This is a genomic window from Synechococcales cyanobacterium CNB (genome assembly GCA_030263455.1).
In the GTDB taxonomy this organism is placed as follows: Bacteria; Planctomycetota; Phycisphaerae; order Phycisphaerales; family UBA1924; genus CAADGN01.
The window spans coordinates 49,298-73,819 of the sequence record SZOZ01000013.1; the positions used below are offsets into that span (position 1 = coordinate 49,298).

The 24,522-nt window shown below is 69.4% G+C and carries 22 protein-coding genes and 1 pseudogene; 14 read left to right on the forward strand and 9 right to left on the reverse strand.

All coding sequences use genetic code 11. From position 1 onward, the window contains the following. Positions 1–18: 18 nt before the first annotated feature. Positions 19–2,160, reverse strand: a complete 2,142-nt coding sequence (pheT, locus tag FBT69_13125; GenBank protein MDL1905732.1) for a phenylalanine--tRNA ligase subunit beta — start codon at positions 2,158–2,160, stop codon at positions 19–21. Between pheT and FBT69_13130 the strand changes: the two genes are divergently transcribed. The 3 genes from FBT69_13130 to FBT69_13140 all read left to right on the forward strand — a co-directional run bounded on the left by FBT69_13130 (position 2,159) and on the right by FBT69_13140 (position 6,837). Then, positions 2,159–2,719: a hypothetical protein gene (locus FBT69_13130; GenBank protein ID MDL1905733.1), complete on the forward strand. Its 561-nt coding sequence runs from the start codon at positions 2,159–2,161 to the stop codon at positions 2,717–2,719. The two genes, pheT and FBT69_13130, sit on opposite strands and share 2 nt — an antisense overlap. A 9-nt stretch (positions 2,720–2,728) precedes the next feature. Beyond that, positions 2,729–4,657 carry a molecular chaperone DnaK gene (gene dnaK, locus FBT69_13135; GenBank protein MDL1905734.1) on the forward strand — a complete coding sequence of 643 codons (1,929 nt, stop codon included), beginning with the start codon at positions 2,729–2,731 and terminating at the stop codon, positions 4,655–4,657. 248 nt (positions 4,658–4,905) lie between these two features. Beyond that, the gene (locus FBT69_13140) at positions 4,906–6,837 is read left to right on the forward strand and encodes a hypothetical protein (protein ID MDL1905735.1); all 1,932 of its coding nucleotides are present in this window, start codon (positions 4,906–4,908) and stop codon (positions 6,835–6,837) included. Positions 6,838–6,882: 45 nt separating this feature from the next. Here FBT69_13140 and FBT69_13145 read toward each other — a convergent pair whose 3' ends face one another. Continuing rightward, positions 6,883–7,344, reverse strand: a complete 462-nt coding sequence (locus FBT69_13145) for a nucleoside deaminase (protein MDL1905736.1) — start codon at positions 7,342–7,344, stop codon at positions 6,883–6,885. Between the two features lie 44 nt (positions 7,345–7,388). Between FBT69_13145 and FBT69_13150 the strand changes: the two are divergent. Beyond that, positions 7,389–7,992, forward strand: a pseudogene (locus tag FBT69_13150) (uracil phosphoribosyltransferase). 772 nt (positions 7,993–8,764) lie between these two features. Here the strand turns inward: FBT69_13150 and FBT69_13155 are convergent. From FBT69_13155 to FBT69_13170, 4 genes are all read right to left on the reverse strand, one after another. Further along, positions 8,765–9,619, reverse strand: coding sequence for a hypothetical protein (locus tag FBT69_13155; protein MDL1905737.1), 855 nt, complete (start codon positions 9,617–9,619; stop codon positions 8,765–8,767). 185 nt (positions 9,620–9,804) lie between these two features. Beyond that, positions 9,805–10,218: a hypothetical protein gene (locus FBT69_13160; protein ID MDL1905738.1), complete on the reverse strand. Its 414-nt coding sequence runs from the start codon at positions 10,216–10,218 to the stop codon at positions 9,805–9,807. A gap of 21 nt (positions 10,219–10,239) precedes the next feature. After that, a complete protein-coding gene (locus FBT69_13165) occupies positions 10,240–10,968 on the reverse strand; it encodes a prepilin-type N-terminal cleavage/methylation domain-containing protein (GenBank protein MDL1905739.1) in 729 nt (242 codons plus the stop codon). A 108-nt stretch (positions 10,969–11,076) separates the two neighbouring features. Further along, entirely contained in the window at positions 11,077–12,234 is a 1,158-nt protein-coding gene (locus FBT69_13170; protein MDL1905740.1) for a hypothetical protein, read from the reverse strand. On the opposite strand from FBT69_13170, the gene FBT69_13175 reads away from it, so the two are divergent. The 9 genes from FBT69_13175 to FBT69_13215 all read left to right on the forward strand — a co-directional run bounded on the left by FBT69_13175 (position 12,234) and on the right by FBT69_13215 (position 22,808). After that, on the forward strand, positions 12,234–13,289 hold the full coding sequence (locus FBT69_13175) for a 2-C-methyl-D-erythritol 4-phosphate cytidylyltransferase (GenBank protein ID MDL1905741.1): 1,056 nt from the start codon (positions 12,234–12,236) through the stop codon (positions 13,287–13,289). The genes FBT69_13170 and FBT69_13175 overlap by 1 nt on opposite strands. 34 nt (positions 13,290–13,323) lie before the next feature. Then, positions 13,324–13,905, forward strand: a complete 582-nt coding sequence (locus FBT69_13180; protein ID MDL1905742.1) for a hypoxanthine phosphoribosyltransferase — start codon at positions 13,324–13,326, stop codon at positions 13,903–13,905. 45 nt (positions 13,906–13,950) lie between these two features. Further along, positions 13,951–15,144 carry a dephospho-CoA kinase gene (locus FBT69_13185; protein MDL1905743.1) on the forward strand — a complete coding sequence of 398 codons (1,194 nt, stop codon included), beginning with the start codon at positions 13,951–13,953 and terminating at the stop codon, positions 15,142–15,144. A gap of 304 nt (positions 15,145–15,448) precedes the next feature. Continuing rightward, positions 15,449–17,128, forward strand: a complete 1,680-nt coding sequence (gene rho, locus FBT69_13190) for a transcription termination factor Rho (GenBank protein MDL1905744.1) — start codon at positions 15,449–15,451, stop codon at positions 17,126–17,128. A 77-nt stretch (positions 17,129–17,205) separates the two neighbouring features. Beyond that, positions 17,206–17,562 (forward strand): hypothetical protein, encoded by a 357-nt coding sequence (locus tag FBT69_13195; protein ID MDL1905745.1) that lies wholly within the window; start codon positions 17,206–17,208, stop codon positions 17,560–17,562. Then, positions 17,559–20,111, forward strand: coding sequence for a hypothetical protein (locus FBT69_13200; protein ID MDL1905746.1), 2,553 nt, complete (start codon positions 17,559–17,561; stop codon positions 20,109–20,111). The genes FBT69_13195 and FBT69_13200 overlap by 4 nt, the downstream gene beginning before the upstream one ends. Next, entirely contained in the window at positions 20,108–21,091 is a 984-nt protein-coding gene (locus FBT69_13205; GenBank protein MDL1905747.1) for a hypothetical protein, read from the forward strand. Before FBT69_13200 ends, FBT69_13205 begins: the two co-directional genes overlap by 4 nt. A 47-nt stretch (positions 21,092–21,138) precedes the next feature. Beyond that, positions 21,139–22,239, forward strand: coding sequence for a DUF444 family protein (locus FBT69_13210; protein ID MDL1905748.1), 1,101 nt, complete (start codon positions 21,139–21,141; stop codon positions 22,237–22,239). 62 nt (positions 22,240–22,301) lie between these two features. Further along, complete coding sequence (locus FBT69_13215; protein ID MDL1905749.1) at positions 22,302–22,808, forward strand: hypothetical protein; 507 nt, start codon at positions 22,302–22,304, stop codon at positions 22,806–22,808. 49 nt (positions 22,809–22,857) lie between these two features. Here FBT69_13215 and FBT69_13220 read toward each other — a convergent pair whose 3' ends face one another. The 3 genes from FBT69_13220 to FBT69_13230 are packed head-to-tail and all read right to left on the reverse strand — an operon-like array spanning position 22,858 to position 24,255. Continuing rightward, entirely contained in the window at positions 22,858–23,451 is a 594-nt protein-coding gene (locus tag FBT69_13220; GenBank protein ID MDL1905750.1) for a type II secretion system protein, read from the reverse strand. Then, entirely contained in the window at positions 23,448–23,978 is a 531-nt protein-coding gene (locus tag FBT69_13225) for a hypothetical protein (GenBank protein ID MDL1905751.1), read from the reverse strand. The genes FBT69_13220 and FBT69_13225 overlap by 4 nt, the downstream gene beginning before the upstream one ends. Before the next feature lie 16 nt (positions 23,979–23,994). Continuing rightward, positions 23,995–24,255, reverse strand: coding sequence for a hypothetical protein (locus FBT69_13230; GenBank protein ID MDL1905752.1), 261 nt, complete (start codon positions 24,253–24,255; stop codon positions 23,995–23,997). Positions 24,256–24,419: 164 nt separating this feature from the next. Here FBT69_13230 and FBT69_13235 point away from each other — a divergent pair. Next, positions 24,420–24,522, forward strand: a 103-nt coding sequence (locus FBT69_13235; protein MDL1905753.1) for a type II secretion system protein, incomplete at its 3' end; no start/stop codon positions are given.

The window sequence follows — 24,522 nt, forward strand, 5'->3', positions numbered from 1 at the left end:
CATTCCATGCCGCCCTCGTCACGCGCGCAGTTCCGCGCCGAGTTCCGCGCGGGCACGATCGATCAGCCCTGACACCTGCGGCTCAACCTCCTCCCGCCGCAGCGTGCGCGCCGGGTCGCGGAACGTCAGCCGCAGCGTCACGCTCTTACGGCCCGCGCCCGCCTGCTTCCCGCGGTATGTCCCTACGAACTCAACGCTCTCCAGCAGCGGCAGGTTCGCGCCCTCCACGAGCGATCGCACCCGGTCCCACGGCATCCGCTCCGGGACGAGCAGCGACAGGTCTCGGTCGATCGGGGGGAACGCCGGCAGCGGCCTGATGCTCGCGCGAGGCGGGAACAGGCCGAGCAGTGACTCAAGGTTGAGATCACCGGCCGCGATCGGATGGTCGAGATCGTGCTGGCGCAGCACGGCGTCCGCGAGCAGGCCGACGCTGCCGATCCGCTCTCCATGAATGAGCACGTCCGCGAAGGCGTCCGCGCGAAACGCCGCGGCGTAGGGCGACGACGCCGCCAGCCGGACTGCCGCGCCCTCGCCCCCGAGCCGCGCTGCGATCGTTTCCACCACGCCTCGGATGGCGCGCAGCCCCGCCTGCAACTCCTCGTGCGTCGCCTTCGATCCCGCGGTCGGAACGTCCATCAGCAGCGCGAGATTGCGGTTCTCGACCGTCCGCGCGCCCGGCCCGTCGATCTCGGCGAAGTTTGCCGACCACTCGTACAGCCGCACCCCGCCAGGTCGCGCGACCTGCGCCGCTCGGTTCGCGCGCCGACAGCCCAGCAGGCTCGGCAGCGCGCTCGGACGGCAAACCGGCTCCGCCTTGCGACGCTCGTCGTCCACCCTCACCATCCGCAACCCCGGCGGCATGAACGGCGCGGCGTCGTCCTCCGACACGAACGTGAACGTCACCGCCTCGTAGAACCCCAGCCCCTCAAGCGCGGCGTGCATCTCCCGCAACGCCCGCTCGCGCTGCTGCGGCGGGCGCACCGCCACCGGCATCCAGTCACGCACGGGAACGCTGTCCAACCCGTGCAGACGCGCGACCTCCTCCACGAGGTCCACCTCGCGCTCCAGGTCCAGCCGGAAGGGGGGGGGCACGCACGTCAGCGCGTCGCCGCCGCCCTCCGCCTCGATACCGATCGACTTCAGCAGCCGCGCCTGCTCCGCGTCCGGCACGTCCACACCGATCAGCGCACGGGCACGCGACGGCCGGAACCGGATCGACCGCGCCGGCGGCAGCGGCCGGCCCTCGTCCAGCATCCCCGAGCACAGCATCCCCCCCGCCACCTCGACGATGAGCGCGGCCGCCCGGCGCGCCGCAAAGTCCAGCTCCGCCGGCGCGACCCCGCGCTCGAACCGGTGGCTCGCGTCGGTCCGAATCCCCAGCCGACGCGCCGCGCGCCGAACGACCGCCGGCTCCCACGTCGCGACCTCGAGCACGACATCCGTCGTGCTCGCACCGACCTCACTCTCCGCGCCGCCGATCACGCCCGCCAGCGACTGCGCCCGCTCGGCATCCGCGACGACGAGTTCGTCCGCCCGCAGCGTCCGGTCCTTGCCGTCGAGCGTGCTGAGTTTCTCGCCCTCCTTCGCCCACCGGATGATCAGCCGTCCGCCGGCGAGCGAGCGCAGGTCGAAGACGTGCGACGGATGCCCGAGTTCGAACGTGAGGAAGTTCGTCACGTCCACGACGTTGTTGATCGGCCGCTGCCCAAGCGACTCCAGCAGGTCCGTCATCCAAGCCGGGCTGGGTCCGATCTTCACGCCTCGGATCACCTGCGCCGTGAACCGCGGGCAAGCCTCGGGCACGCGGTTCTCGAGCGAGAGATACCCGTCGGCCGGCTCGCCCCGTCGCGGCTCGACCCACGTGGGCATCACCAGCCGCCGACCCGTGACCGCCGCGACTTCGCGCGCCAGCCCGACCTGACTCAGGCAGTCGCCCCGGTTGGAAGTGATCTCGACGTCGAGCACCGTGTCGCCGGCAGGCGTGGCGCGGCGCGACTCGATCGGGAAGCCCGCGTTCGTCAGGGCGTGCTCGACCTCATCCGCCGCGGCGTGGGCGGGCTCCAGATATCGGTTCAGCCAGCGGATGCTCAACTCCATGGGGCAGAGGATAGCCCAACCCCTCTGTGGTCCCGCACCCGCGTGCCCTACACTGCCGCGCATGAACCGGCGGCCGCTCTTCTCCGTGTTCGCATGCTGCGCGGCGGGCGTGCTTGCCGCTTCCTGCGCCTCGCGCCCCGTCGACCCGGCGCGCACCGCTTCCGCGCCCCCCGATTTCACGCTCTCCGTGACCGTTCTCTCGTCCGCCCGCTCGATCGCCGAAACAGACCGACTCCCACCGCGGTCACGACCCGCCTGCTACCTCGTCGAGCCGGACGGCTCGTTCCGCGTCGCGGTCGGTCCCGCGGCCTCCCCGAAGGTCTTTCCGCCCCTGGCCCGCACGCTGACACGCGAGCAGGTGGACCGCGTCTGGTCGCTGGCGCGCGACGCGGGTGTCCTCGACGCCGACCACCCCGGCCGCGTGCAGAACGTCGAGACCTTCGTCCGCCCTGCGGGCAACGCGACCGTCGCGCTCGTCTACGCGGGATTCGCAGGCTCGCAGCGGCACGTGGCCGTCGCGCTCGACGGCGATCACGCCGAACCCGCCGCTCTCGTGCCCCTCATCGACGAACTCAACGCCCTCGCCTGGATGCGCGCCTGGTCCGCCGATGGCACGCCCTGACCGCGGCCTATGGTCGAACACATGGCCGGGAACGCGGACAAGGGTGTGATCGTCGGCATCGACCTCGGCACCACGAACAGCCTCGTGGCCGTCTGCGACGAACGCGGCCCGCGCACCATCGACGACCAGCGCGGCGAAGCGCTTCTCCCGAGCGTCGTGCGCTACGAAGACGACGGCAAGGGCGGCCTGCGCGCCGTCGTCGGACGCGACGCGGCCGAGGCCGCGATCGACCACCCGCTCACCACGGTCTCCAGCGTCAAGCGCCTCATGGGCAGGAGCGTCCGGGACGCGGCCGGCGACCTGCCGTACCTCGCCTACCGCGTCGCCCCTGGCGAGCGAGGCACGGCCCGTGTCGTGCTCCCGATCGGCGGCAGACAGGTCGCGCTCTCGCCGGAGGAAGTCTCCGCGTCCATCCTCCGCGAACTCAAGGACCGCGCTTCACGAGCGCTCGGCGAAGAGGTCCGCCGCGCCGTCGTCACCGTCCCCGCGTACTTCGACGACGCTCAGCGCCAGGCCACGCGCCACGCGGGGCGGCTCGCGGGTCTTGAGGTCGTTCGCATCGTCAACGAGCCGACGGCCGCCGCGCTCGCCTACGGCATCGGCGCGACGGGCACGCGGCGAGAAGAAACCGTCGTCGTCTACGACCTCGGGGGGGGGACGTTCGATGTCTCCGTCCTGCGCATCACGCCCGCACAGCAAGAGGGCGATACCGCCTTCTTCGAGGCGCTCTCCACGGCCGGCGACACCCGCCTCGGCGGTGACGACGCCGACCACTCCCTCGTCGCTCTCTTCGCCACCGAGGTCCGCGCCATGCTCGGCCTCCCACCGGAGGGGGGGGCTTCGCTCGACGCCTTTCCTCCGGCCACGCGCCGCGCCCTGCTCGCTTTCGCCCGCGACGTCAAGCACCGCCTCAGCGACGCCGAGCAGGCAAGCGTCGAGATCGCCGTCAACGAGCGCGAGGTCTACCGCCGCGCTGTCGCACGCGCCGAGTACGAGTCCATGATCCGCCCGTTCGTCGATCGAACGCTCGACTGCTGCCGACGCGCCCTCCGCGACGCCCGCCTCGACGCCGCCTCCATCGACGCCGTCATCCTCGTCGGCGGCGCGACGCGCACGCCCCTCGTCCGCAACGCCGTCGCCGAGTTCTTCGGGCGCGACCCATACGTCGCCCTCGACCCCGACCGCGTCGTCGCCCTCGGCGCAGCCGTCCAGGCGGCCATCCTCCGCGGCGACCGCCCAGGCACCCTCCTGCTCGACGTCATCCCACTCAGCCTCGGCGTCGAAACCGTTGGCGGCGCGGTCGCCAAACTCATCTTCCGCAACAGCGCCGTCCCCGCGCGCGCCGTCGAACGCTTCTCCACCAGCGTGGACGGACAGACCTCCATCCTCCTCCGCGTCGTGCAGGGTGAGCGCGAGATGGCCGCCGACTGCCGAACCCTCGGCGAGTTCCACCTGCGAGGCATCCCACCCATGCCCGCTGGTGTGCCCCAGGTCGAGGTCGAGTTCCTCATCGACGCGAACGGCGTGCTCACGGTGCGCGCCGTCGAGCGCCGCAGCGGCAGACGCGCCTCCCTCCAGGTCGTCCCGAACCACGGCCTCTCCGCCGAGGAGGTCGATCGCATCGAGCGTGAGAGTTTCGCGCACGCCCGCGAGGACATGACACGCCACCGCATCGTGGACCTCGTCGCAAACAGCCGCCTCGACCTCAAGTGGATCGGCGAACGCCTCGAACGCCACCGTGCCGAACTCGACCCCGCCTACGCCGCGAGCCTCGGCCGGATCGCCGACGCGCTGCGCTCGCTCGTCGAGGCCGCCGACGCCGACTGGCGCAGCGTCGATCCCAACGCGCTCCACGCCGCCAAGGAAGCCCTCGACCGCGAGAGTGTGCGCCTCCAGGAGATCGCCATCGCCGCCTCTCTCCGCGCCGACTCCCCCTGACCGTGCCGACCGTCGCCCTCCCTTTCCTTCTTTCCTCTCCCGCATCCTCCGCGACGGTCGTGCCCTCCGCCGGTTCCCACCCGTCCGTCTCCCTCCGAACTCGCGTTACTCGGACGATCCCCCTCACAAACGGCACGCCACCGTCTCGGTCGATCTCCGGTCCGGCTGCGCCATGACCGGGTGTTTCCGATGCTTGTTCGGGGTGGCCGCACGCGCGGGCTGGCCCCGAGCAACCGAAGGGGACCGCCATGAGGGCACAGAGACGGAGCCTGAGCGCATCGTGCATGACAGTGGTATCGGCGGTCGCCATTCCCGCGGCCGCGTCCGCCGACCCCCCCCGCCATACGCTCGTCTACGCCGAGTCCTCGTCCGCCAGCCTCGCCCGATGCGCCGAGTGGGAGAACCCGTGGGAGATCGTTTCGGGTCCGGCCGCCTTCGGCGGGTCGATCGCGTGGATGACGCTCCACCACTCGCCCAACGGCCGCCGCGCCGCCCTCGCCGTGGACGACAACCGCTCGCTCATGGTCTCGCTCGAAGGGTCGTCTTCATGGTCGGACCCTGAGGAGGTCTGCGCCGACGTCGGCACGATGCTCACACGCACGTGGCACGCGGGCTTCGAGGGCGTGTCCGGCGATCTGCTCATCGTCTACCGGAGCGTCAACCAGACCGCGATCCACTACCGCGTCGTCAGCGGCGGCTCCGTCTCCGCCGAGCAGACCTACTCCGGACTCAACCTCGACACCGCGCCGCGCTGGATCGAACTCGTCCAGCGGCCTGAGTCCGACGAGATGATCCTGCTCGCCGGAACGAGCACGCGCCTCGCGGCCTCGGTCTGGAACGGTACAACCTTCGACTCGGCCGTCACGCTCACCACCGCGCTGCCATCCGAGGGCAAGCCGTTCAGCGGCGCATACTACGGCGACGCGGGGAATGCCAAGGTCGTCTGGGGGCAGTCCGGCGGCGGCAAGCGCCACCGCACCTGGAACGGCGCGTCGTGGAGCAGCGCTGCTTCCATCTCCGGCGGGTCCGGAGTCGTCGCATGGATGACCGTCGCACGTGACCCGAGCGACGGGAGCGACCGTCTGATCGCCGCGTGGACGACGGCCACGAAGCGCGCCGAAGCCTCCACCTTCAACGGCTCCAGCTGGGCCACCATCACCGCACTCGACACCTCCCTCGAAAACCCGATGGAGCCTCGCATCGCCACCGCCTTCACCCCCAACGGCGAGGCCGTTGTTGCCTGGCACCGCAACGGCGAGAACAGACTCCGCTCTCGGACCTGGGACGGCAGCGCCTGGACCGCCGTCGTCCTCGGCCCGAATCTCGGCAGCGCGCCGGTCAGCCTCCAGATGGTCTCCGGTCCCGGCGAGAACCAGGTCGTCGCAGCCATCCGCCAGCGGTCCTCCACGCCCACCTACGAGGACTATCTCGTCTACTCCTCCGGCGGCAACCTCTCCTACGGCTCCATGCAGGTCTACGGCCTGCAGGGCGCGCAGATCAGCGGCGTCTCGCTCCCCTCTCCCCCCACAGGCTCCAGCGGCAGCACGAACCTCTCCTACGGCAACAACGCCACCGCCACGATCGCGCCGGGTTCCTACCGGGACATCTCCGCCGGCAACGGCTGCACGCTCAACGTCTCAGCGGGCAACTACTTCTTCCGCTCCATGCCCGGCGTCGGCAACAACTTCCGATTCGTCGCCAACACCACCAGCGGCGATGTCACCCTCGTCTTCACCAACGGCAACATGAACTCCGGAAACAACTTCGAGATCATCCGCAACGGCGAAGGCCGCGTCTATCTCCACCTCGTCAACGGCAACTTCCAGACCGGCAACAACGCCGACATCTCCGGCCACGTCTACGTCCACAACGGCAACTTCCAGGCCGGAAACAACACCACCGTCAGCGGCCGCGTCTACGCGTCCGGCAACTTCCAGGCCGGAAACAACAACGTTGTCTACGACGGCGGCGCGGGAAGCACGCCCGGCCCATTCTCCACCGTCCTCTGGACCAGCGGCTCGCCCTCGTCCCCTGTCATCGTCGCCGACGAACTCCACGGCGATTCCCCGCGCATGCCCTTTGCCCTCAGCACGCCCGTCGAGGGCGCCGCCGCCGCGGCTGGCATCCCCGTCCGCGTTGTCCGCTGGCGCGAGGTCAGTCCACGCGACGGCGAGGACTGAGCCAAAAGCGAACGGTGACGAGGTGACGGAGTGTCCCGCACTCCGTCACGTTTCCTTTCCCGGCACTCCGATGTCCTCGTCCCACAACTCCGGCCGCTCGCGGATGAACCGCTCCATGAGCGCTACGCACCGCGGATCATCCACGACCACCACCTCCGCCCCCGACGCGCGCAGCCAGTCCTCACGTCCCTGGAACGTCCTGTTCTCGCCGATCACCACTCGCGGGATGCGGTGCAGCGCCGCCGTCCCCGAGCACATCGCGCACGGCGACAGCGTCGAGGCCAGCGTCAGCCGGTGCCAGTCTCGCCGCCGCCCCGCGTTGCGGATGCACACCATCTCCGCGTGCGCCGTCGGGTCGTCCGTCTGGACACGCAGGTTGTGCCCGCGCGCCACGACCACCCCCGCCGCGTCCACCAGCGCGGACCCGATCGGGATCCCCCCTTCTTTCAGCGACTTCACCGCCTGCTCGTAGGCGGCCTCCAGGGCCACGCGGTCAGCGTCGGTCATCGGCACGGGCGTCCTCCCCCGCCGTCGGGTACGCTGACCCGCGCATGAGCGAGCCAGCCGCCACCCCGGCGAACGTCATCATCTTCGATCATCCGCTCATCCAGCACAAGTTGACGTGGCTGCGCGACCGCACCACCGGCCACCGCCCCTTCCGCGCCCTCATGGCCCAGATCGCAGGCCTCATGGTCTTCGAGGTCACGCGCAGCTTTCCCACGCGCACCATCGACGTCCAGACCCCGCTCGAAGCCACTCCGCGCCGGCCTCGGCATGACCGAGGGCATCCTCGAAGTCATGCCCGAAGCACGCGTCGGACACCTCGGCCTCGCACGCGACGAGCGAACTCTCAAACCCCTCGCCTACCTCAACAGACTCCCCCGCAACCTCGGCGACGGCCCCGTCATCCTCGTCGATCCCATGCTCGCCACCGGCGGCTCCGCCATCGCCGCCATCGCCATGCTCCGCGACGCCGGCGCGACCGACCTGCGCATGATGTGCCTCGTCGCCGCGCCCGAGGGCATCCGCGCCCTCCACGCCGCCCACCCCGAACTCACCATCTACACCGCAGCCATCGACCGCGCCCTCGACGAGCACGGCTTCATCCGCCCCGGCCTCGGCGACGCGGGGGATCGCTTGTACGGGACGGTGTGAACGGCACGGATGAACGACCGCGTGTGCTGTCACGGTCGGCTCCGCGACCGTGGTGCCGTTGCGTCTCGGGGTGTCGCCGCGAGATGCACCACCGTCGGCCCGGAGCCGCCGACGAAGGTGGCACAAGCCTTCCGCGCCCTCTCCACGCCGCGCTCCACAACGGAGCACGATGCGCAAGCGAGTACCAGCCCTGCGCCTGCCCGGCGTGCATCATCCTCCCCCGCCCCGGCGGAGGGGTGGCAAAGTCCTTGGGGCCGGTGGGGGTGTTGTTGCTCCGCTGATCTGCGGTTTCGTTCCTCTCACGCCGAGGACGCATCGCGTTGAACAGCGATCGAGGATGAGGCGGCGCACAGCACAAGCACTGCGACTGCCCCCATGTTCCGAATCACGATCGGCCACCAGCTCTCGACAGGGGCGCGCGAGATTCCGCAACCGCAGGGAGCCGGCTTTGGCGGAGGGCTGATCGAAAGCCATGTTGCGTAGAGCGCGAACGCAAGGAACACCGCGACCAGCGGCGGAACCAGACGGCGCACAGGCGACCCGGAGGCCAGCCCCCAGACCACGCCTGCTCCAATGAGAACCTCCACGAACGGAAGCACAAACGAGACAACCTAGATCAACGGGCCGGCGATCAGGCGGTGCGCGAGGAGCGCCTCGGCGAAACCGTCGAGGTCCGCGAGCTTGCCGATTCCCGCGACGATCAGCCACGTGGCGATGAGGAGCACCAGGATCGACCGAGCGACCGTGACGGCGATGGAAGCGCGCCAGGCGTTCATCCCCGCCGCATCCGGAACCATGCGAGCAGGCCGATGGCGACGAGAACTGCCCCTGCGCCCATCAGCCCAGTCCGCAAGGAGAGCGCGGGCGGCCTGTCGCCACGGAGAGGCACCGGCCGATTCTGCGGGTTGGCGTCGGCCTCCGCCGCGGTGATGACAGGGATGCGTTCGCGCTTCTCGATTCTCCGAGCGGCTACGAAGTCAAGCACACCGTCCTTCGAGAAGCGGGCTTGGTCGCCGGACGCGTCAAAGCGAAGTTCGGCGAGACGTATGGAGTTCGCGAGAGATTGCGGCAATGTGTGGACAACCTGCAAACCAGCCGGCGAGCGAGGATCCACGTCGTAGAGAAGCGTCTGATAGGGGTGATCGGTGAACGATCTGTAGATCGGATGAGATTTCGAGGCGACCGTCAGATCATCCCTCAATGTGTACACTACGTCGCGGAATAGGCGCTCGGGGCCGCCCCACCGCTGAATCTCGTAATCAGACAGTTTGTGCGCGGGCGGGCTCCAGGCGCCGCGCGGCAGGGTTGCGATGACCAGCAACTCCCCCTCGGCAGAGCGTTCGATGCGGACAGGAACAGTGTCGTGCTCAAGTGCACGCACGACGGCAAGTTGAGGAAGATAGTCGTCGAGCACGTGATCTGCGGTTTCGGGGCTCCAGGATCCGTCGTACTGTCGCAGCCCATCCGGGGAGGCGGATCCGCTCCAGAAACGCCCCTCCGCTTCTCGCATCGTCAGCGACTCCCAGTGTCGAATGGAATAAAACGCTCGCGTCGTGAAATCGTACTCGGCAACGAACTCATTCCGGTCGTTCCTGTAGACCATGAACACCGAGCCGTTCGAGGGCAAGCGAGCACGGATACTCGACGCGAGTTCCGTTCTTGATGGGATACTCTGCACCGGACCTGGTGACTCATCCTGCCCGGAGGCAGGGGGACAAACGCACACGAGTGTGCAACACACGAACAGACGGAGGAGGCTCCGGCCACAAGCGATCAGTTGCCGAATTGTGCGCCGCATGGCTTCGTGCTCGCTCACTGGGAGCCGGACTGCTCGCAGCAGAGGAACCCGCCCGGAACGCTCATCGTGCCCTGCACCTCGCCAACCTCCGTCCTTGTTGCGTAGCAGCAGATCCCGTCCGAAGCGCAGCCCGTTCCATCGAGATTCTCGGGGGGCGGCGGTTCATTGCAGGGGTGGGTCGTCGTGTTCGTCAGAAGGTAACACAGCCGCAGCTGACCGTAGGTGAACGGACCCATCCTGCCGCAGCCGGTGTCCACAAACTTCGAGTACCCGACGTCGCAGACGATGCTGTTCTCAGTGCAGAATGACTCACCCGAACCGCACCCGCTGCTCACGAGGAAGTAGCAGTCATTCGGCGCCGCCAGCGCCACCATCGCCACGGCCCCGACGGCCGCACAGCCCGCACGCTTGATGGTCGTGATGTTCATCGGTTCAACTCCTCTGGGGTATCACGGGTGCGACAGGGCGTCTATGCCCGACGCACCGGACCATGTCGAAAGAACCGGGAATCCGACCCAGTTCTCGAAGAAGTCGTGCGCGAGGGTGAAGTCCGTGCACCGGTGCTCCGAGACAGCGCCGTCCGTCCAGGCCACCGGAGCGAGCGGGCGATCGTACGGACTCCAAGCCCACATGATGTGATCGCCGTTCTTCTGAAACACGTACCTGACCATCATCCCCTTGCGGGCCGGGTGGCGAACCCGTGACTGCCGCACGGACGCACTCAGCGCGAGGTCGATCGGCACCGTCGTTCCCGGTTCCATCATCGCCGCCGGGTGGACCAAGGCGCCTGAGAGTGAGAAGCGCGGGCCGCCGAACTCCTTCACGCCGTCCGGGTCCACGGCCAGTTTGTTGGGGAGGTACTCGCCGGCCAGGAGCGGGTCGTCCCAGTCCAGGATCGCGGTCCCGACTTTGGGATGGGCGATCGGATAGATGTCGTCGTGGTCCTGCGCGTACGCGATCACGGCCGCTGCGTTGCTCCTGGCGGCAAGCGCCATGCGGGTCATTCGCGCCCGCTCACGCGCCGCGCCGAGCGAGGGCAGGAGCAGGCCGATCAGCAGAGTGATGATCCCGAGCACAACGATGACTTCGATGAGGCTGAAACCTGCCGGCGACCACACGGTCGATCGCCCTCCGCCCCCTTCGCGGCCATGCTGCCGCCGGTTAAGTTCGGGACGCATCCTCGGTGCCATGACCAGAACAGTATAACAGGGGGGGGGGGGGCGTTGTCAAGGATATGTATGCTGGAAGAACGGCGAAATGTCCGCAACACCTTGCTCGGCAAGGGCTTAGCCGATCCCGCCAGCGTTCCCCGCCGGATCGAACAGCATCGTCACCTGCGTCCCGTACAGCGGGTACTCGACCCGGCACCGGTACCCGCGGAACGACTCCGGCGACCACCGCATCCTCGCGCACACCTGCCGAAGCAGGTCCGTGTACCGCGGCACATCCGCCGAGCGGCAGCCCGACAGACCCGTGCCCAGCGACTCGACCGTCTCCGCCACGTCGAGCGCGTCGATGTCGCGCGCCCGGTCGTTGGCGTCCGCCACGCCCTCGAACGCCGTGTCGTACACGCGGATCGACGGCGTCGCGCCCGGGTACACGCCCTCGTGCACGAACGCATCCAACTGCATCACCGCCGCCGGGATCGACACCTCCGCGAACACATACCCCTTGCGCCCCGAACCCGCCGGCACCGTCCGTCGCATTTCCGACAGGTTCACCTCCGCCATCACAAGATCAACCGCCGACCGCGGCCCGTACCCCTCGCCCCCCAGCACGTAGTGCACCGTGTCGCCCGCGCGAACCACCTCGAACGGCGGCAGCGGCGACGAACTGAACTCCGCCAGCACGTGCGACAACCGCTCGATCGGCTCGCGGTCCAGCGTCAGCGGCTGGCGCCGGCGCGGCTCCGGCCCGAAGCGCCGCGTCGCCAGTTTCACCGCCGCCGTCGGCCGCAGACGCAGCAGCCCGATCAGCCCGTTCACCCACACCACGTCCAGCCGGTCCGGATCGTCGGCGGACGGCGCGAGGAAGACCGTCGCCGTCAGCGCATTGACCATCGCGCCGCGCAGGTGGCTCAGCGCCTTGAACGCCGACTGCTTGCGGCGCAACTCAAACTCGCGCCGCGCCTCGGGCACCCACGCGCTCACGATCGCCTCGAGGGACTGGCGATCGCCGATCTCGTCGCGGATCAGCCGTTCGAAGTCGTCCACCGCCCGTGCGGCCCGCAGCACCAGCGCGGCATCGACCCCCTCGCGGGCGATCGCGCTCACCGTCCGGCGCAGCGGCTCCGGCCCGGGGGCACGGTGGACGACGAAAAGCGGGTCCGCGCTGCGAACCGCGGCCAGGATGCGGCTGGCCAGCACCTTGTCGATTCCCAGGCGGGTGGCCAACGCCTGCGGCCCGCGCGGCGAGCCGGGGATGGCGTCCAGTACCCCCCGCAATGCCGCCAGCAGTTCCTCTCCCGTCCGATGAATCCGAACCTCCAGCGGCCCCGCCCCGCCACCACGGCCGGAGGGCGCAGGGACGAGCGTGTCAGAGACGTCAGACGGGGGCTTCACAGCCCAAGCATACCCGGAGTTCGTGGCGTTCCAAGGGTACCTGGCAGTTTCCCGGAAACTTTTCCAGTGCGACGGCACCAAGGCGGCATGCCGGGGGCCGACCGGCCGCGATAGGCTCTCAGGCCATGCGGGTTGCAGTCCTCATCCCGGCGGCCGGATACTCCAAGCGGTATGCCGAGGCGGACCCGCTCGGGGGAGCGCGGTCGAAGCTGGACGAGGACCTGGGCGGTCGGCCTGTCCTGCAGCGGACGGTCGAGTTGTTCGCCAACTACGCCTCCCCGGACGTCACGATCGCGGGAATCGTCGTTGCCGGGCCGCACGACGAGGCCGCGTTCGACGAGTTCCGGTTGCGTTACGGCGACAAGATGGGACTGCTGGGGGTGTCGATCTGCCGCGGCGGGAAGACGCACCGCTACGAGACGGTCAAGGCCGCGCTCGATCATGTTCCCGCGGACGCGACGCACGTCGCGGTGCACGACGCAGCCAGGCCCTGCGCCTCGCAGGCGCTGTTGGACCGGGTGTTCGACGCGGCATCGCGCCACCCGGCCGTCGTGCCTGCGATCGAAGTCTCCGACACGCTCAAGCGCCTGTCGGACGAGGAAGTGGACGACCCGGGCGCGGACCCGCTCGCGGCCATCCTTGGCGCAGGCAAGCGGCATCCGCTCCGTGCGGTCGAGGCAACAGTCGAGCGAGATCGGCTGGTGGCGGTGCAGACGCCGCAGGTGTACGAGGCGGCCCTGCTCAAGGAGGTCTACGCTCAGTCGAACATCGACTGCACGGACGACGCCACGCTGGTCGAACGTCTGGGGCGGCGCGTGGTGGTGGTCGAGGGCGACCCGCTGAACGTGAAGATCACCCGCCCGGTGGACCTGCGGATCGCGCGGGCCGTGCTGGGCGTGAGCGGTCCGGCGGAGCGGCCGGTCCACAAGCGGTTCTGAACGGGCGGTGTCGGCGCGGGGGTATGCTGGCGGCGTGTTCCCCGAGATCGAACGAGTCCTGATCGGCCGCGAGACCATCGCCCGGCGTGTGCGCGAGCTGGGGGCGTCGCTCGCGAGCGACCTGCGCCGCGACGTCGAGCGAGGCGGGGCGAGCGCGGGCGACGGCGACCGCGTCGTCATCATTCCGATCATGTCCGGGGCGATGGTCTTCGGCGCGGACCTGATCCGCGAGTTGCCGCTGAAGTTGAGGTTGGAACTGGTGGCGGTGAGCAGTTACCCGGGTCGCTCGCTGGAGAGCAAAGGGGCGGCGATCCGGTCGGAACTGCCGCGCACGCTCGGGGGCCGGCACGTCGTGATCGTCGATGACATCCTCGACTCGGGGCAGACGATCGCGATGGTGCGTCGGCTGGTGGAGGAGCAGACGCCGGCGTCGGTGCGGGCGTGCGTGCTGCTGCGCAAGGACGTGCGGCGCGCGGTGAGCGAGGCCGAAGGCGCACGGGCGGAGTACGTCGGGTTCGATATCCCGGACGAGTTCGTCGTGGGGTACGGGCTGGACTACGACGGGTATTACCGGAACTACCCGGAGATCGCGACGCTCAAGCGCGAGGCGTTGTAACAACAGAGGGCGAAGGCGGGAGTGGGGAAGCGAGGGAGTGAAGGAGTGACAAAGCGGGCCGAGGGAGACGAGGGGTCTGCGCCGGAGGGCGAACGGACGCTCGTGTCGCTCCGGCCGAGCGGGCTGTCGATCGTCCTGCGATCGGTCGTGCCCGTGGCCGCGCTGTGCGTGCTGGCGTTGGCGTTGGCGTGGCCGGCGGCGCGGGGCGGCGTGCCGGGGGTTGCGGCGGCGGCGGGGTGGACGGTGCTGGCGGTCGGCGCGCTCAAACTGTTCTGGGAAACGGCCGTCTGGGCGAGCAGGCGCTACGTGCTGACGGATCGGCGCGTGGCGCGCGTGTCCGGCGTGCTACGGCGCGTCACGGTCGAGGCGCGGCTGGAGCGCGTGCAGCACGTCGTGCTCTACCGCTCGCTCGGCGAGCGCTTGCTCGGCCTGGGAACGATCGGGTTCGCGACCGCGGGCACCGACACGATCGAGGTCGCGTGGGTGATGATCGCCCGGCCGCACGAGGTCTGGGCTACGGCGAAGGAAGCGATCGACAGGCGCACGGGCGAGACGCTCATGACACCGGGGACGGAACGGCGTGCGTGCGAGACTCCCCCGCCACCAAGTGAGGGCAAGGCGCTCGTGCTCGGGTTGGCGGGCGGGATCGGGGCGGGCAAGAGCGCGGTGGCGGCGGAGTTCGCGCGGCGCGGGTGCGTGGTCATCGACTCGGACGCCGAAGCGAAGGCCGCGCTGGACCGGCCCGAGGTACGCGAGCAGTTGCGGCGGTGGTGGGGCGAGCGGGTGATCGGCGCGGGCGGTCGCGTGGACCGTGCGGCGGTCGCGGCGATCGTGTTCGATGACGAGTCGCAGCGCCGTCGTCTCGAATCGCTCGTGCATCCGCTGGTTCGCGCTCGCCGGGCGGAACTGGTCCGCGAGGCCGCGTCGCGCGGCGCGGAAGTGGTTGTCGTCGATGCGCCGTTGCTCTTCGAGGCGGGCGTGGACGCCGAGTGCGACGCGGTGGTGTTCGTGGACGCGCCGCGCGAGGTTCGCTTGGAGCGGGTACGGGCTTCGCGCGGGTGGGACCAGGCGGAGGTCGATCGGCGCGAACGTGCCCAGATGCCGCTGGAGGAGAAGCGGCGTCGGAGCCGGTACGGGATCGTGAACACGGGCGGGCTGTCTGACTTGGGGCCGCAGGTGGAGGGGGTGCTGCGGCGGGCCAGGGCGGAGTTCGGGGGCGGGCGGGGCCGGGCCGGGTAAGAAGTTTCGGTTTCGGTGGCCACCGGGCGGGTCGGGGGCCGTATACTGTGTCGAGAGCGGCGGGCGGGTTCACGAAAGCCGTGAGCCTCGTCGGCCGAGGAATCAGAAGCGGAATTGCCCGCAGCGGATCACCACTCACAACTGGGCTGAACCCCGTCGCCCTCGCGTGCGAGGGCTGGTGCGTGGCAACGGCTGCGGAACGCAGGCTCTGCGGAGCCGCCCCGACCCGACTCGTGAGGGCGTCCGGGATGCGGCTCCGTTTCCCCCCTTTCCCTCCCGAGCATCGGAAGGAACCTTGGCAGTCATGGCGAAGACAACGAACGTTGCGCAGGAAGAGCGTCCGCAGCAGTCCCGCACGAATGGGGGCGACTCCAACGGCGGCGGCGAGCAGCGCGAGCGTCAGGCCCCGCCCCGGCCCGCGGACAGCCAAGGCACCCCGCGACCCGAAGGCGTCGCACCGTCGGGTCAGGGTGGGCCGCCGCAGGGAGGGCCTCGGCCGGACTGGCAGGGGGGCGATCAGCAGGGCAAGCACCGCCGCAAGCGGAAGAAGCGCAAGGGCGGGATGGGCGGCGGGGGAATGAGCGGCGGGGGCGGTGGCGGACCGTCGTACTCCTACAGGTCGTCGTACCCGGACCACGTGCTGCCGAGCGACGAGGAACTGGAGCGAGAGGCAGCGGAACTGGAGCGGATCGCGGCGCACGCCGACCCGGAGGCGATCAAGGACCAGTTGAGCATCGCGCAGTTGCAGCGGATGGAGATGGAAGAGTTGTTCGGGGTGGCGACCCGCGAGGGGCTGGAGGACTTCCAGCAGACGCCGAAGCAGGAGCTCATCTTCAAGATTCTCAAGGCCAGGGCCGCGAAGCAGGGGCTGATGTTCGGCGAGGGGACGCTGGAGATCATGCCGGACGGGTTCGGCTTCCTGCGCAGCCCTGAGCAGAGCTACCTGCCCGGGCCTGACGACATCTACGTCTCGCCGTCGCAGGTGCGTCGATTCGGGCTGCGCAAGGGGATGATCGTGCGCGGGGCGATCCGTCCGCCGAAGGAGAGCGAGAAGTACTTCGCGCTGCTGCGGGTGGACAAGGTGAACGGGCGCGAGCCGTCGAAGATTCACGAGCTGGTGAACTTCGAGGACCTGACGCCGCTGCACCCGGAGCAGCGGTTCATCCTGGAGACGACGCCGGACGCGATCGAGATGCGCGTGGTGGACCTGGTGGCGCCGATCGGGAAGGGGCAGCGTGCGCTGATCGTGGCGCCGCCGCGCACGGGCAAGACGGTGCTGCTGCAGAAGATGACGCAGGCGATCACGAAGAACTATCCCGACGTGAAGATCATCGTGCTGCTGGTGGACGAGCGCCCCGAGGAGGTGACGGATTTCCGCCGCAACACCGACCCGAGCGTGGAGGTGGTGGCGAGCACGTTCGACGAGCAATCGAGCCGGCACGTGGCGGTGGCGGAGGTGGTCATCGAGAAGGCCAAGCGGATGGTCGAGTTCGGGGACGACGTGGTGATCCTGCTGGACTCGATCACACGGCTGGCGCGGGCCTACAACGCGGAGATGCCGCACTCTGGCAAGATCATGACGGGCGGTCTGGACTCGAACGCGCTCCAGCGGCCCAAGAAGTTCTTCGGCGCGGCCCGGGCGATCGAGCGGGGGGGGAGCCTGACGATTATCGGAACCGCGCTCGTGGACACCGGATCGAAGATGGACGAGGTCATCTTCGAGGAGTTCAAGGGCACCGGCAACAGCGAGTTGCACCTCGACCGCAAACTGGTGGAGAAGCGGATCTGGCCCGCGATCGACATCAGCGCGAGCGGGACGCGGCGTGAGGAACTGCTGCTGGATCCCAAGGAACTCGAACTGGTCCACCGCCTCCGGAAAGTGCTGAGCGACATGAACGTCGTCGAGGCGATGGAGCTGATGAAGAGCCGCCTGAAGAAGGTGAAGACCAACGCCGAGTTCCTCATGACGATGGCGCTGGGGTGAGGCGTGCTCCCCGGCTTCGCCGTCGAAGCGTCGGAAATCCCGTGCATCCGGCCGGGGGGGTCGTGTAGACTCCCGCCGTGGGGCGTCGGCCCCGTGGGAGCGACCGGGTGCATCTCTCGCGCCGCGTGAGCCTGACGCTTGTGGTGCTGACGGCGACGCCGTGGGCGGTGCTGATGGTGGTCGCGGGCGCATGGCTCGTGCTGGAGGGCGCGGCTCGATGGCCTCACGCGCGGTGGCCCTGCTACGTGGGCGGGGCGTTCTGGGCGGCTTCGGGGCACCTGACGTTCTCGTGCTTGGTGGCGGACCGGTTGTTCCCGCACGTGAGCCGGCGCGTGTCATGGCCGGTCGAGATCGCGACGGGTGCGGCGGTGTTCGTCGGCGTACTGTGGTGGCTGGCAGCGTTCGGCCGGGTCTACGCGGGAGGCATCCTTTGAAGATCGGCTCGTGGCGTTCGGCGGTGGTGGCGGTGTTCGCGGCGATCGGCGTGTGCCTCCTGGGCGCGCCCGCGCACGCGGGCGGGGTCGCGCACGGCGGCGACGCCGAGCGCGCGGAGAAGTACGCACCGGTGATCCCGGACCCCGACGAGTTCCTCGCCCGCTCGATCGCGCGGGTCGCGCTGATGGACCTGCGGGCGAGGCCGGAACCCGTCACCAGCGACTTCCGAGTCGCGTCGCGGCTGCTGGGGATGGCGCAGGAGTACGCGCCGGAGGATGCCTTCATCGTGCGGCGTCGGCTGGAGGCGGCGTGGGCCGGCGGCGACCAGGCGCTGTTCATGGAGTTGACCCGCAGGCTCGTGGAACTGGACCCGCGCGACACGGTGGCGCAACTGCGGCTCATCAGCGACAGGATCAAGCGGCTGCAGACGGTGGAGGAACGGATCGCGGCCTACGAGCGGCTGCTGGGCGAGCGGGGCGCGTCGCTGGACGCTTCGGTGCGGAGCCGGCTCGCGCTGGACGCGGCGTTGCTGCTCCGCGAGCGAGGGCGCCAGGAGGACTTCGTCGCCCGGCTGCTCGAGGCGGTGCAGCTGGACCCGACGAACAAGGACGCGGCCGCGCTGGTGTGGGCGTACTTCAGCCCGGGGCTGACGAACCCGGTGGATGCGTTCGAGTTGCAGACGCACCTGCTGTACGCGGACCCGCTGGACCCGAACGTGCACCGCGCCCTGGCGCTGATGCTGGCGCAGGCGGGGGCGTTCGACCAAGCGAAGCGGTTCTATCAGAACGCGGCGAGGCTGTTCTCGCTCGCCGGCCTCGGAAGCGACGAGACGTTGGTGATCGAGTCGATCGTGCTCGACATGCAGACGTCCGGGCCGGCGAAAGTGGTCGGAGACCTGAACCTGCAGCTGGCGATCATGCGGGACCAGGCGGCGCGCGAACTCCGGCAGGCCCAGGAGGCGCGGATGCCGACCGACACGCTGAAGCGGCCCGAGGACGTGCGGCTGGGGATCGCGCTGGATCGGATCAGGATCGCGGCGGCGCGCGCGGCAGGGGACGAGGACACGGTGCGCGCCGCGGCGATCGACATGCGGAAATCGCTTGAAGAGATGGCGTCCCGGGCGCTCAACCCACAGACGATGCCGCCGGGGACCGATCCGAATCAGGTGCGGACGCAGTTGATGCGGCTCGCGTTGCAGAGTTGGACGCTCATGGCGTGGGCGGGCGCGATCGACGAGTACCTGGTGCAGCAGGCAGAAGTCGTGGAGCGGGCGCTCGGGAAGGGAGAACCGGAAGCGGCCGTGCTGCTCGCCCTCGTCGCGCTGCACAAGGGGGAGGTCGAGCTGGCCTTCGAGCTGCTGGAGGCGATGCCGAACCAGAACGACGTGTCGGTGATGTCGGGGCTGGCGGCGGCGCAGGAGGCGATGGGCTGGAACGACGAGGCGACGCAACTCTACGTGCGGATGGCGCGAGGGGCGCCGCTCTCGCTGGTCGGGGCGTGGGCGCGGGTGCAGGTGAATCGGCTGGGCGGCGCGGACCCGTTCGACACGCCGCTGCGCGCGGCGATGGCCCGGGCCGCCGAGGGCGTGCCGACGTGGCTCGACCGCATGACGACCGATCCCAAGACGTTCATGTCGATGCGAGCGGAAGTGGTGAACCGCGACACGGGCGCGCTGGAGCGGGCGAGCGTGCGCGTCGTGGTCCAGAACATCGCGCCGATCCCGCTCGGGTTCGGGCAGGATCGGGCCATCAATACGCGCATCGTGCTCTCGCCGCGGCTGGACGCGGGAACGCGCACACTGTTCGACGGCTCCAGCCCCGAGATGTTCGACCTCGAGCGGCGGCTTCGGCTCCGACCCGGGGAGGCGGTGACGTTCGACCTGTGGCCCGATCCTGGCTTCTCTGGGTGGGCGGCGGAAACGCGGGCGACGCAGACGCTGCGGGTGAACTGGCGCGTGCTGCAAGGCTTCCTGATCGGGCGCGGTGGGAGCCTGGAGCCGGGGCCGCTCTGCCTGACCGCGCTGACCGGCTACCAGACCCGCCGGCCCGTTGCCGAATCGCGCCTGCCGCTCGCCGATCTGCTGTTGCTGGTCGAGGAGGCCCCGCGCACGCGGTTCCCGGAGATGCTCGGCGGCGTCAGGGCGCGCGTGCTCAACGGCGCGGCGACGGGCGAGGCGCTCTCGCCGATGGAGCTTCAGACGCTGGCGGAACGGCTGGCGGAGCGGTACGGCCGGTGCGGGCTGTTCGAGCGGCGGATGATGCTGGCGGTGTTGCCGAACGCGTCGATGGAGCCAGGGATGCGGGCGTTCGACGAGGCCGCGCTCGCGGAGGAAGACCCGGGTACGCTTGCGCTCGCGCTGGCGACACGCGCGGTCGATGCGGACCACCCGGCGTTCGCTCGGGCGGAGGCTTCGAGTGATCCGAGCGCCCGTGAGCTGGCCTCGTCGCTGCGCGAGCGGCTTCGATCCGAGGGTGCGACCTATGCGCGGTGTGGGCCTGGAGGGCGCGACCTCGCGCCGCGCCGCATTCTCGGCGGAACATCGCGGTGAGCGGGGTGCCGGCCCAGCGAGGCCGGTGGGACCGCCGGCGCGTCATCGGTTATGCCGTCGGCGTGCTGTTGCTGGCGGCCGCGGTCTGGGCGGTCGCTTCGCAGCGGGGCGCGATGGCGGGGTCGATGAACGCGGTGCGGGCCGCGCCCGCTTGGATGATAGCAGTCGCGCTCCTCTTGCCCGCGGGGAACTGGATCGCATCCTCCGCGTCGTTGCGAGCGTTGACGCTGCGCCGGGCACGCGGGCAGCACGTCCGGCGCGATGAAATGCTCGCCCTCGTCGGCAGCGCATGGCTCCTCAACTACCTGCCGATGCGGCCGGGCATGATCGGACGCATCGCCTACCACAAGCGCTTCAACCGCATTCCCGTGCGGGACTCGGTGCTCGTGCTCGTCGAAGCGAATGCGATGACAGCGGGCGCGGTCGGGCTGATGCTTGCGCTCGCCCTCACGCTGCGGGCAGCGCCGCCCTGGGGATCGTGGTCGTGGCTTGTGCTCGCGCTGCCGGGCGCGGCGTTCGTCTGCGCGTGGGCGATCGGCGCAGCGCGCGGGTCGGCGTGGACCGCCTGGGCCGTGGCGGCCGCCGCTCGCTACGCGGACCTCCTGGTGTGGCTCGCTCGCTATGCCTGTGCGTTCGCGCTGCTCGGTCGCCCGCTCACGGTCGAGGCGGCGGCGGTGCTCGCGGCTGTCAGCCAGGCCGCGTTCCTCGTTCCCTTCGTCGGCAACGGCCTGGGCGTGCGCGAATGGGGGATCGGACTGGTGGCGGCGTCGTGGGCCGGGGTGGACTCGGCACGCGAGGCAGCGGCGTTCGGGCTGGCGGCCGACCTCCTGAATCGGGCCGCGGAAGTCGCTGTGTCAGTGCCCGTGGGGATCGCCTGCACGGCCTGGCTGGGGCGGCGCGTCGCCCGCTCGGGTCCGGATACGGGATCGGGCTTGGGAGGAGGGGGCGATCCGGCCGATGATGCCGGGCGTACAGAGTGATGGAGGCGCGGCCGACCGCCACGGACCGGGCGAGGACGCGCGGACGCATGGTCAGCAAGATCGAACAGGATCACCAACGCTTCCGCCAGATCGTGCGTGGCCGGATCCGTAAGGATTTGCGCCGGTTCCTCTCTCGCGGCGAACTCATCGGACGCGAGGGCAAGCGTTACGTCTCCATCCCGCTCCACGACATCGACCTGCCCACGTTCCGCTACGGCGACAACTCGGGCGGCGTGGGCATGGGCGAGGGCGAAGGCGAGGGCGGCTCGGGCAAGGACGCCGGGGGCGAGCAGGAAGGTCGGCACATCACCGAAGTGGACGTCACGCTCGAGGAACTCGCAGACATCCTCGGCGAGGAACTGGAACTGCCACGCATCAAGCCGCGCGGGCGGCACCGCATCACGACGGTGAAGGACAAGTATTCGGGCATCCGGCCGGTCGGCCCGGCGTCCCTCCGGCACTTCAAGCGCAGTTACCGCGAGGCGCTCAAGCGGCAGATCGCATCCGGCGAGTACGACCCGGACAACCCGGTCGTCGTGCCGATCCGAGACGACCTGCGCTACCGCTCGTGGAACGAGGTGCGCAAGCCGCAGAGCAACGCGGCGATCGTCTACATGATGGACGTCTCGGGGTCGATGGGCGACGAGCAGAAGGAACTGGTGCGGCTGGAGGCGTTCTGGATCGACACCTGGCTCCGCCGCAACTACGAGGGCGTCGAGTGCCGCTACGTCGTGCACGACGTGCGCGCGGCCGAGGTGGACCGCGAGACGTTCTTCTCGATCCGCGAGGACGGCGGCACGCGGATCAGTTCCGCGCTCGCGCTCTGCAAGGACATTCTCGCCGAGCACTACGATACCAACGACTGGAACGTCTACCTCTTCCACTTCTCCGACGGCGACAACTCCTCCGAGGCGGACAACCGCGTCTGCGTGAAACTGCTCGAGGAGAACCTCCTCCCCGCCTGCAACCTCTTCGGGTACTGCCAGGTGGCGTCGGCCTACGGCAGCGGGAACTTCCTCAGTGTGCTGCGAGAGGCGTTCCCCGACGGCGCGCCCGACGCGGACGGCCCGCGCCTGCTGACGAGCAAGGTGAACGGGCGCGACGACATCTACGAGTCGCTGCGGGCGTTCTTCCGGCCGGGCCGCTAGCGGCTTAGAATGACGAAACCGGCGCGCGCTCGCCCCCGGGGGATCGGTGGACGAACGCGAGCATGGCCCGCCAACGCGGGCGAAAGGCGCTGGACGTGATCCCGTTCTTCGTCGGCTATGCGTTCGTGGTCTGGATGCTCGCGTACCGTTGGCGACGCGAGCCTTCGGGCTACATGGCCGCCGCGGGCGGGCTGGCCGGGCTGCTCGGCATCGCGTGGCTGCACTACCGGCTCTCGATCTGGACGGACGGCGCGGTCTACCTGCCGATGCTCCAGACCCTGCTCTACCCCTACACCGCGCTGGTGAGCGTTGTCGCCTTCACGCTGGCGAGCGTGGTCCGCCCGTTCAAGGCCGGCGGCGGGCGGTTCTGCGCCTACTGCCGCCACGATCTGGTCGGACTGCCCGCGACGCAGCCGGTCTGCCCCGAGTGCGGCGCACCGCGCTCGTTCGAGGACCATGCCCAGCGCGAGTCCGTCCGCGAGAGCCAGCTGCGCCGGTGGGCCCCGCACGAGTTGGGCCTGCCGACACGGGGCGTGGCGGGAGAGGACGCGCTGCGCCCGCACACGTGAACGGCGGCTCGCGGTCCTTGCCCGCATGTCCTGTCGGAGTGGATCGGACTTACCGAGGGGCCGCGCTCCCATCGAAGTAGAGGGCGTTCTGACCTCTCGAGGTTCGGCCCGTGTGCCATCCCTTCCTGTCGTCGACAACAGGCGTGTCGGGGTGCCGCTCGTACATCGCGGTGATCTCTCGCTGACGGGCGGCGTTCGGCACGTCCGCCGTCCCGTAGTCCGCCATGAAGTACCCGGCGAGATAGAAGTAACTCGCTCCGATCTTGACAGCGACGGTCGTGTCGAGCGGACAATGGAACGGGGGCAGTTGCTCGCACGTGCCGTTCTGAAGAACTTTCGGCAGCGGGACGGAGAACTGGTCGGCAAGCGGGCCGTAGAGGCCGGGTTCGTCCGCCGGCAGGTTCGGAAGAAAGTGCGCGACAGGGAGCAGGGCGTCGGAGTGCAGGGAGAAGTACGCGTGGATCGCCTGGCCGTGAGCTCTGAGGTTGTTCAGGCACATGATCGACTTGGCTTCTCGACGAACGGCGCCCAAGGCGGGGAGCAGGATCGCGACAAGACCCGCGAGAAGGCCGATGACGACCAGCAGTTCGAGCATTGAGAATGCCTGACGGAACCGGGTTGTACGGTCGTTCGATCGCATCATGGTGCGCCCAGCGCCTTGACAACTTCTTCGACAACAAGTTCATTCGGATCGTCCCTCAGCGGTTCGATCCGGCGTCGGACGTCCGGGTCCGTGGTCCAGCCCAACTGATGGAGGAACCGGATCGCACCCGCGCGGTACTCCCACGCACCATAGGTGAGCATGGCGAGGTAGCAGTCCCGGATCAGCTCGCGGCTCGCGGCGTCCTGAACCTGACCGTCCCTGTCGAGTTCGAACGCGAGCGAGAAGGCCATTGATCGGATGGGCATTTCGTCCGATGCGACACATGAGACGACGTACTCCACGTCTTCGCGAGATACCGCTCGCTTCGGCTTGATCTCATTCAGCATCCGGGAGTAGGCATCGTTGGTGGCCGGCGAGAGATGCTCCCGCGGCGTCCATGCAGGAGGCGTCCGATCCTTGACAACGGACAGTGTCACCACCACGGCAAGCGCGGAAACACCGCCTACGGCCACAAGCAGCGCGAGTGTCCGTTTCAATACCGCGCGCGAGCCGATGCCGGCGAGCATCCTTCGCACTTCGAACTCACTCCTCCCCTTCATTGCACGGATTCCACTTGCCAAAGGTGCACCACCACGTGGGGTCGTTGTCGTTGCCGCAGTTGCCCTGAACACAGGCGATGCACGCGATTCCGTTGCATGTGTCCTTGCAGTTCAAGACCCAGCAGCGAGGGATCGGCCACGGCTGGACCTGAAAGGCGGTCGTGCCGGCGGCGAGCGCGGCCGTCGCGCCGATAGCGAGAAGAAGGCGATGTTGAACGTCGGACTTCAGTGGGCTGGCTCGCATGAGTGCTCTCCTTCGTTCAGAGTATAGATCCCGGGTTCGCCCGGAAGACATACAACGATCCCGTTGTCACGAAACCGACACCGGCGACGAGCGCCGGAAGTCCCTTCGCCGCCTGTGGCATCGCATCTCCCAGTGCCCCGAGGCAGGGACAGGCCGGGGCAGAGGTGAGGTGCCGCGGCATGTCCCTCGTCGAGATGCTCGTCGCCATCGCGATCGTTTCGACTCTGCTCGCGCTTGCCGTAGTCGGCATTCGCGGCTCCAGACAGT

What these genes read in the sequence shown, in the direction of transcription:
- FBT69_13175 (MDL1905741.1), top strand. Translation starts at nt 12,234, where the DNA reads ATGCCGCCAGCAGTTCCTCTCCCGTCCGATGAATCCGAACCTCCAGCG.
- FBT69_13220 (MDL1905750.1), bottom strand. Translation starts at nt 23,451, where the DNA reads ATGATGCGATCGAACGACCGTACAACCCGGTTCCGTCAGGCATTCTCA.
- FBT69_13215 (MDL1905749.1), top strand. Translation starts at nt 22,302, where the DNA reads ATGGCCCGCCAACGCGGGCGAAAGGCGCTGGACGTGATCCCGTTCTTC.
- dnaK (MDL1905734.1), top strand. Translation starts at nt 2,729, where the DNA reads ATGGTCGAACACATGGCCGGGAACGCGGACAAGGGTGTGATCGTCGGC.
- FBT69_13230 (MDL1905752.1), bottom strand. Translation starts at nt 24,255, where the DNA reads ATGCGAGCCAGCCCACTGAAGTCCGACGTTCAACATCGCCTTCTTCTC.
- FBT69_13130 (MDL1905733.1), top strand. Translation starts at nt 2,159, where the DNA reads ATGAACCGGCGGCCGCTCTTCTCCGTGTTCGCATGCTGCGCGGCGGGC.
- FBT69_13145 (MDL1905736.1), bottom strand. Translation starts at nt 7,344, where the DNA reads ATGACCGACGCTGACCGCGTGGCCCTGGAGGCCGCCTACGAGCAGGCG.
- rho (MDL1905744.1), top strand. Translation starts at nt 15,449, where the DNA reads ATGGCGAAGACAACGAACGTTGCGCAGGAAGAGCGTCCGCAGCAGTCC.
- pheT (MDL1905732.1), bottom strand. Translation starts at nt 2,160, where the DNA reads ATGCGCGGCAGTGTAGGGCACGCGGGTGCGGGACCACAGAGGGGTTGG.
- FBT69_13210 (MDL1905748.1), top strand. Translation starts at nt 21,139, where the DNA reads ATGGTCAGCAAGATCGAACAGGATCACCAACGCTTCCGCCAGATCGTG.
- FBT69_13165 (MDL1905739.1), bottom strand. Translation starts at nt 10,968, where the DNA reads ATGCGTCCCGAACTTAACCGGCGGCAGCATGGCCGCGAAGGGGGCGGA.
- FBT69_13140 (MDL1905735.1), top strand. Translation starts at nt 4,906, where the DNA reads ATGAGGGCACAGAGACGGAGCCTGAGCGCATCGTGCATGACAGTGGTA.
- FBT69_13225 (MDL1905751.1), bottom strand. Translation starts at nt 23,978, where the DNA reads ATGCTCGCCGGCATCGGCTCGCGCGCGGTATTGAAACGGACACTCGCG.
- FBT69_13160 (MDL1905738.1), bottom strand. Translation starts at nt 10,218, where the DNA reads ATGAACATCACGACCATCAAGCGTGCGGGCTGTGCGGCCGTCGGGGCC.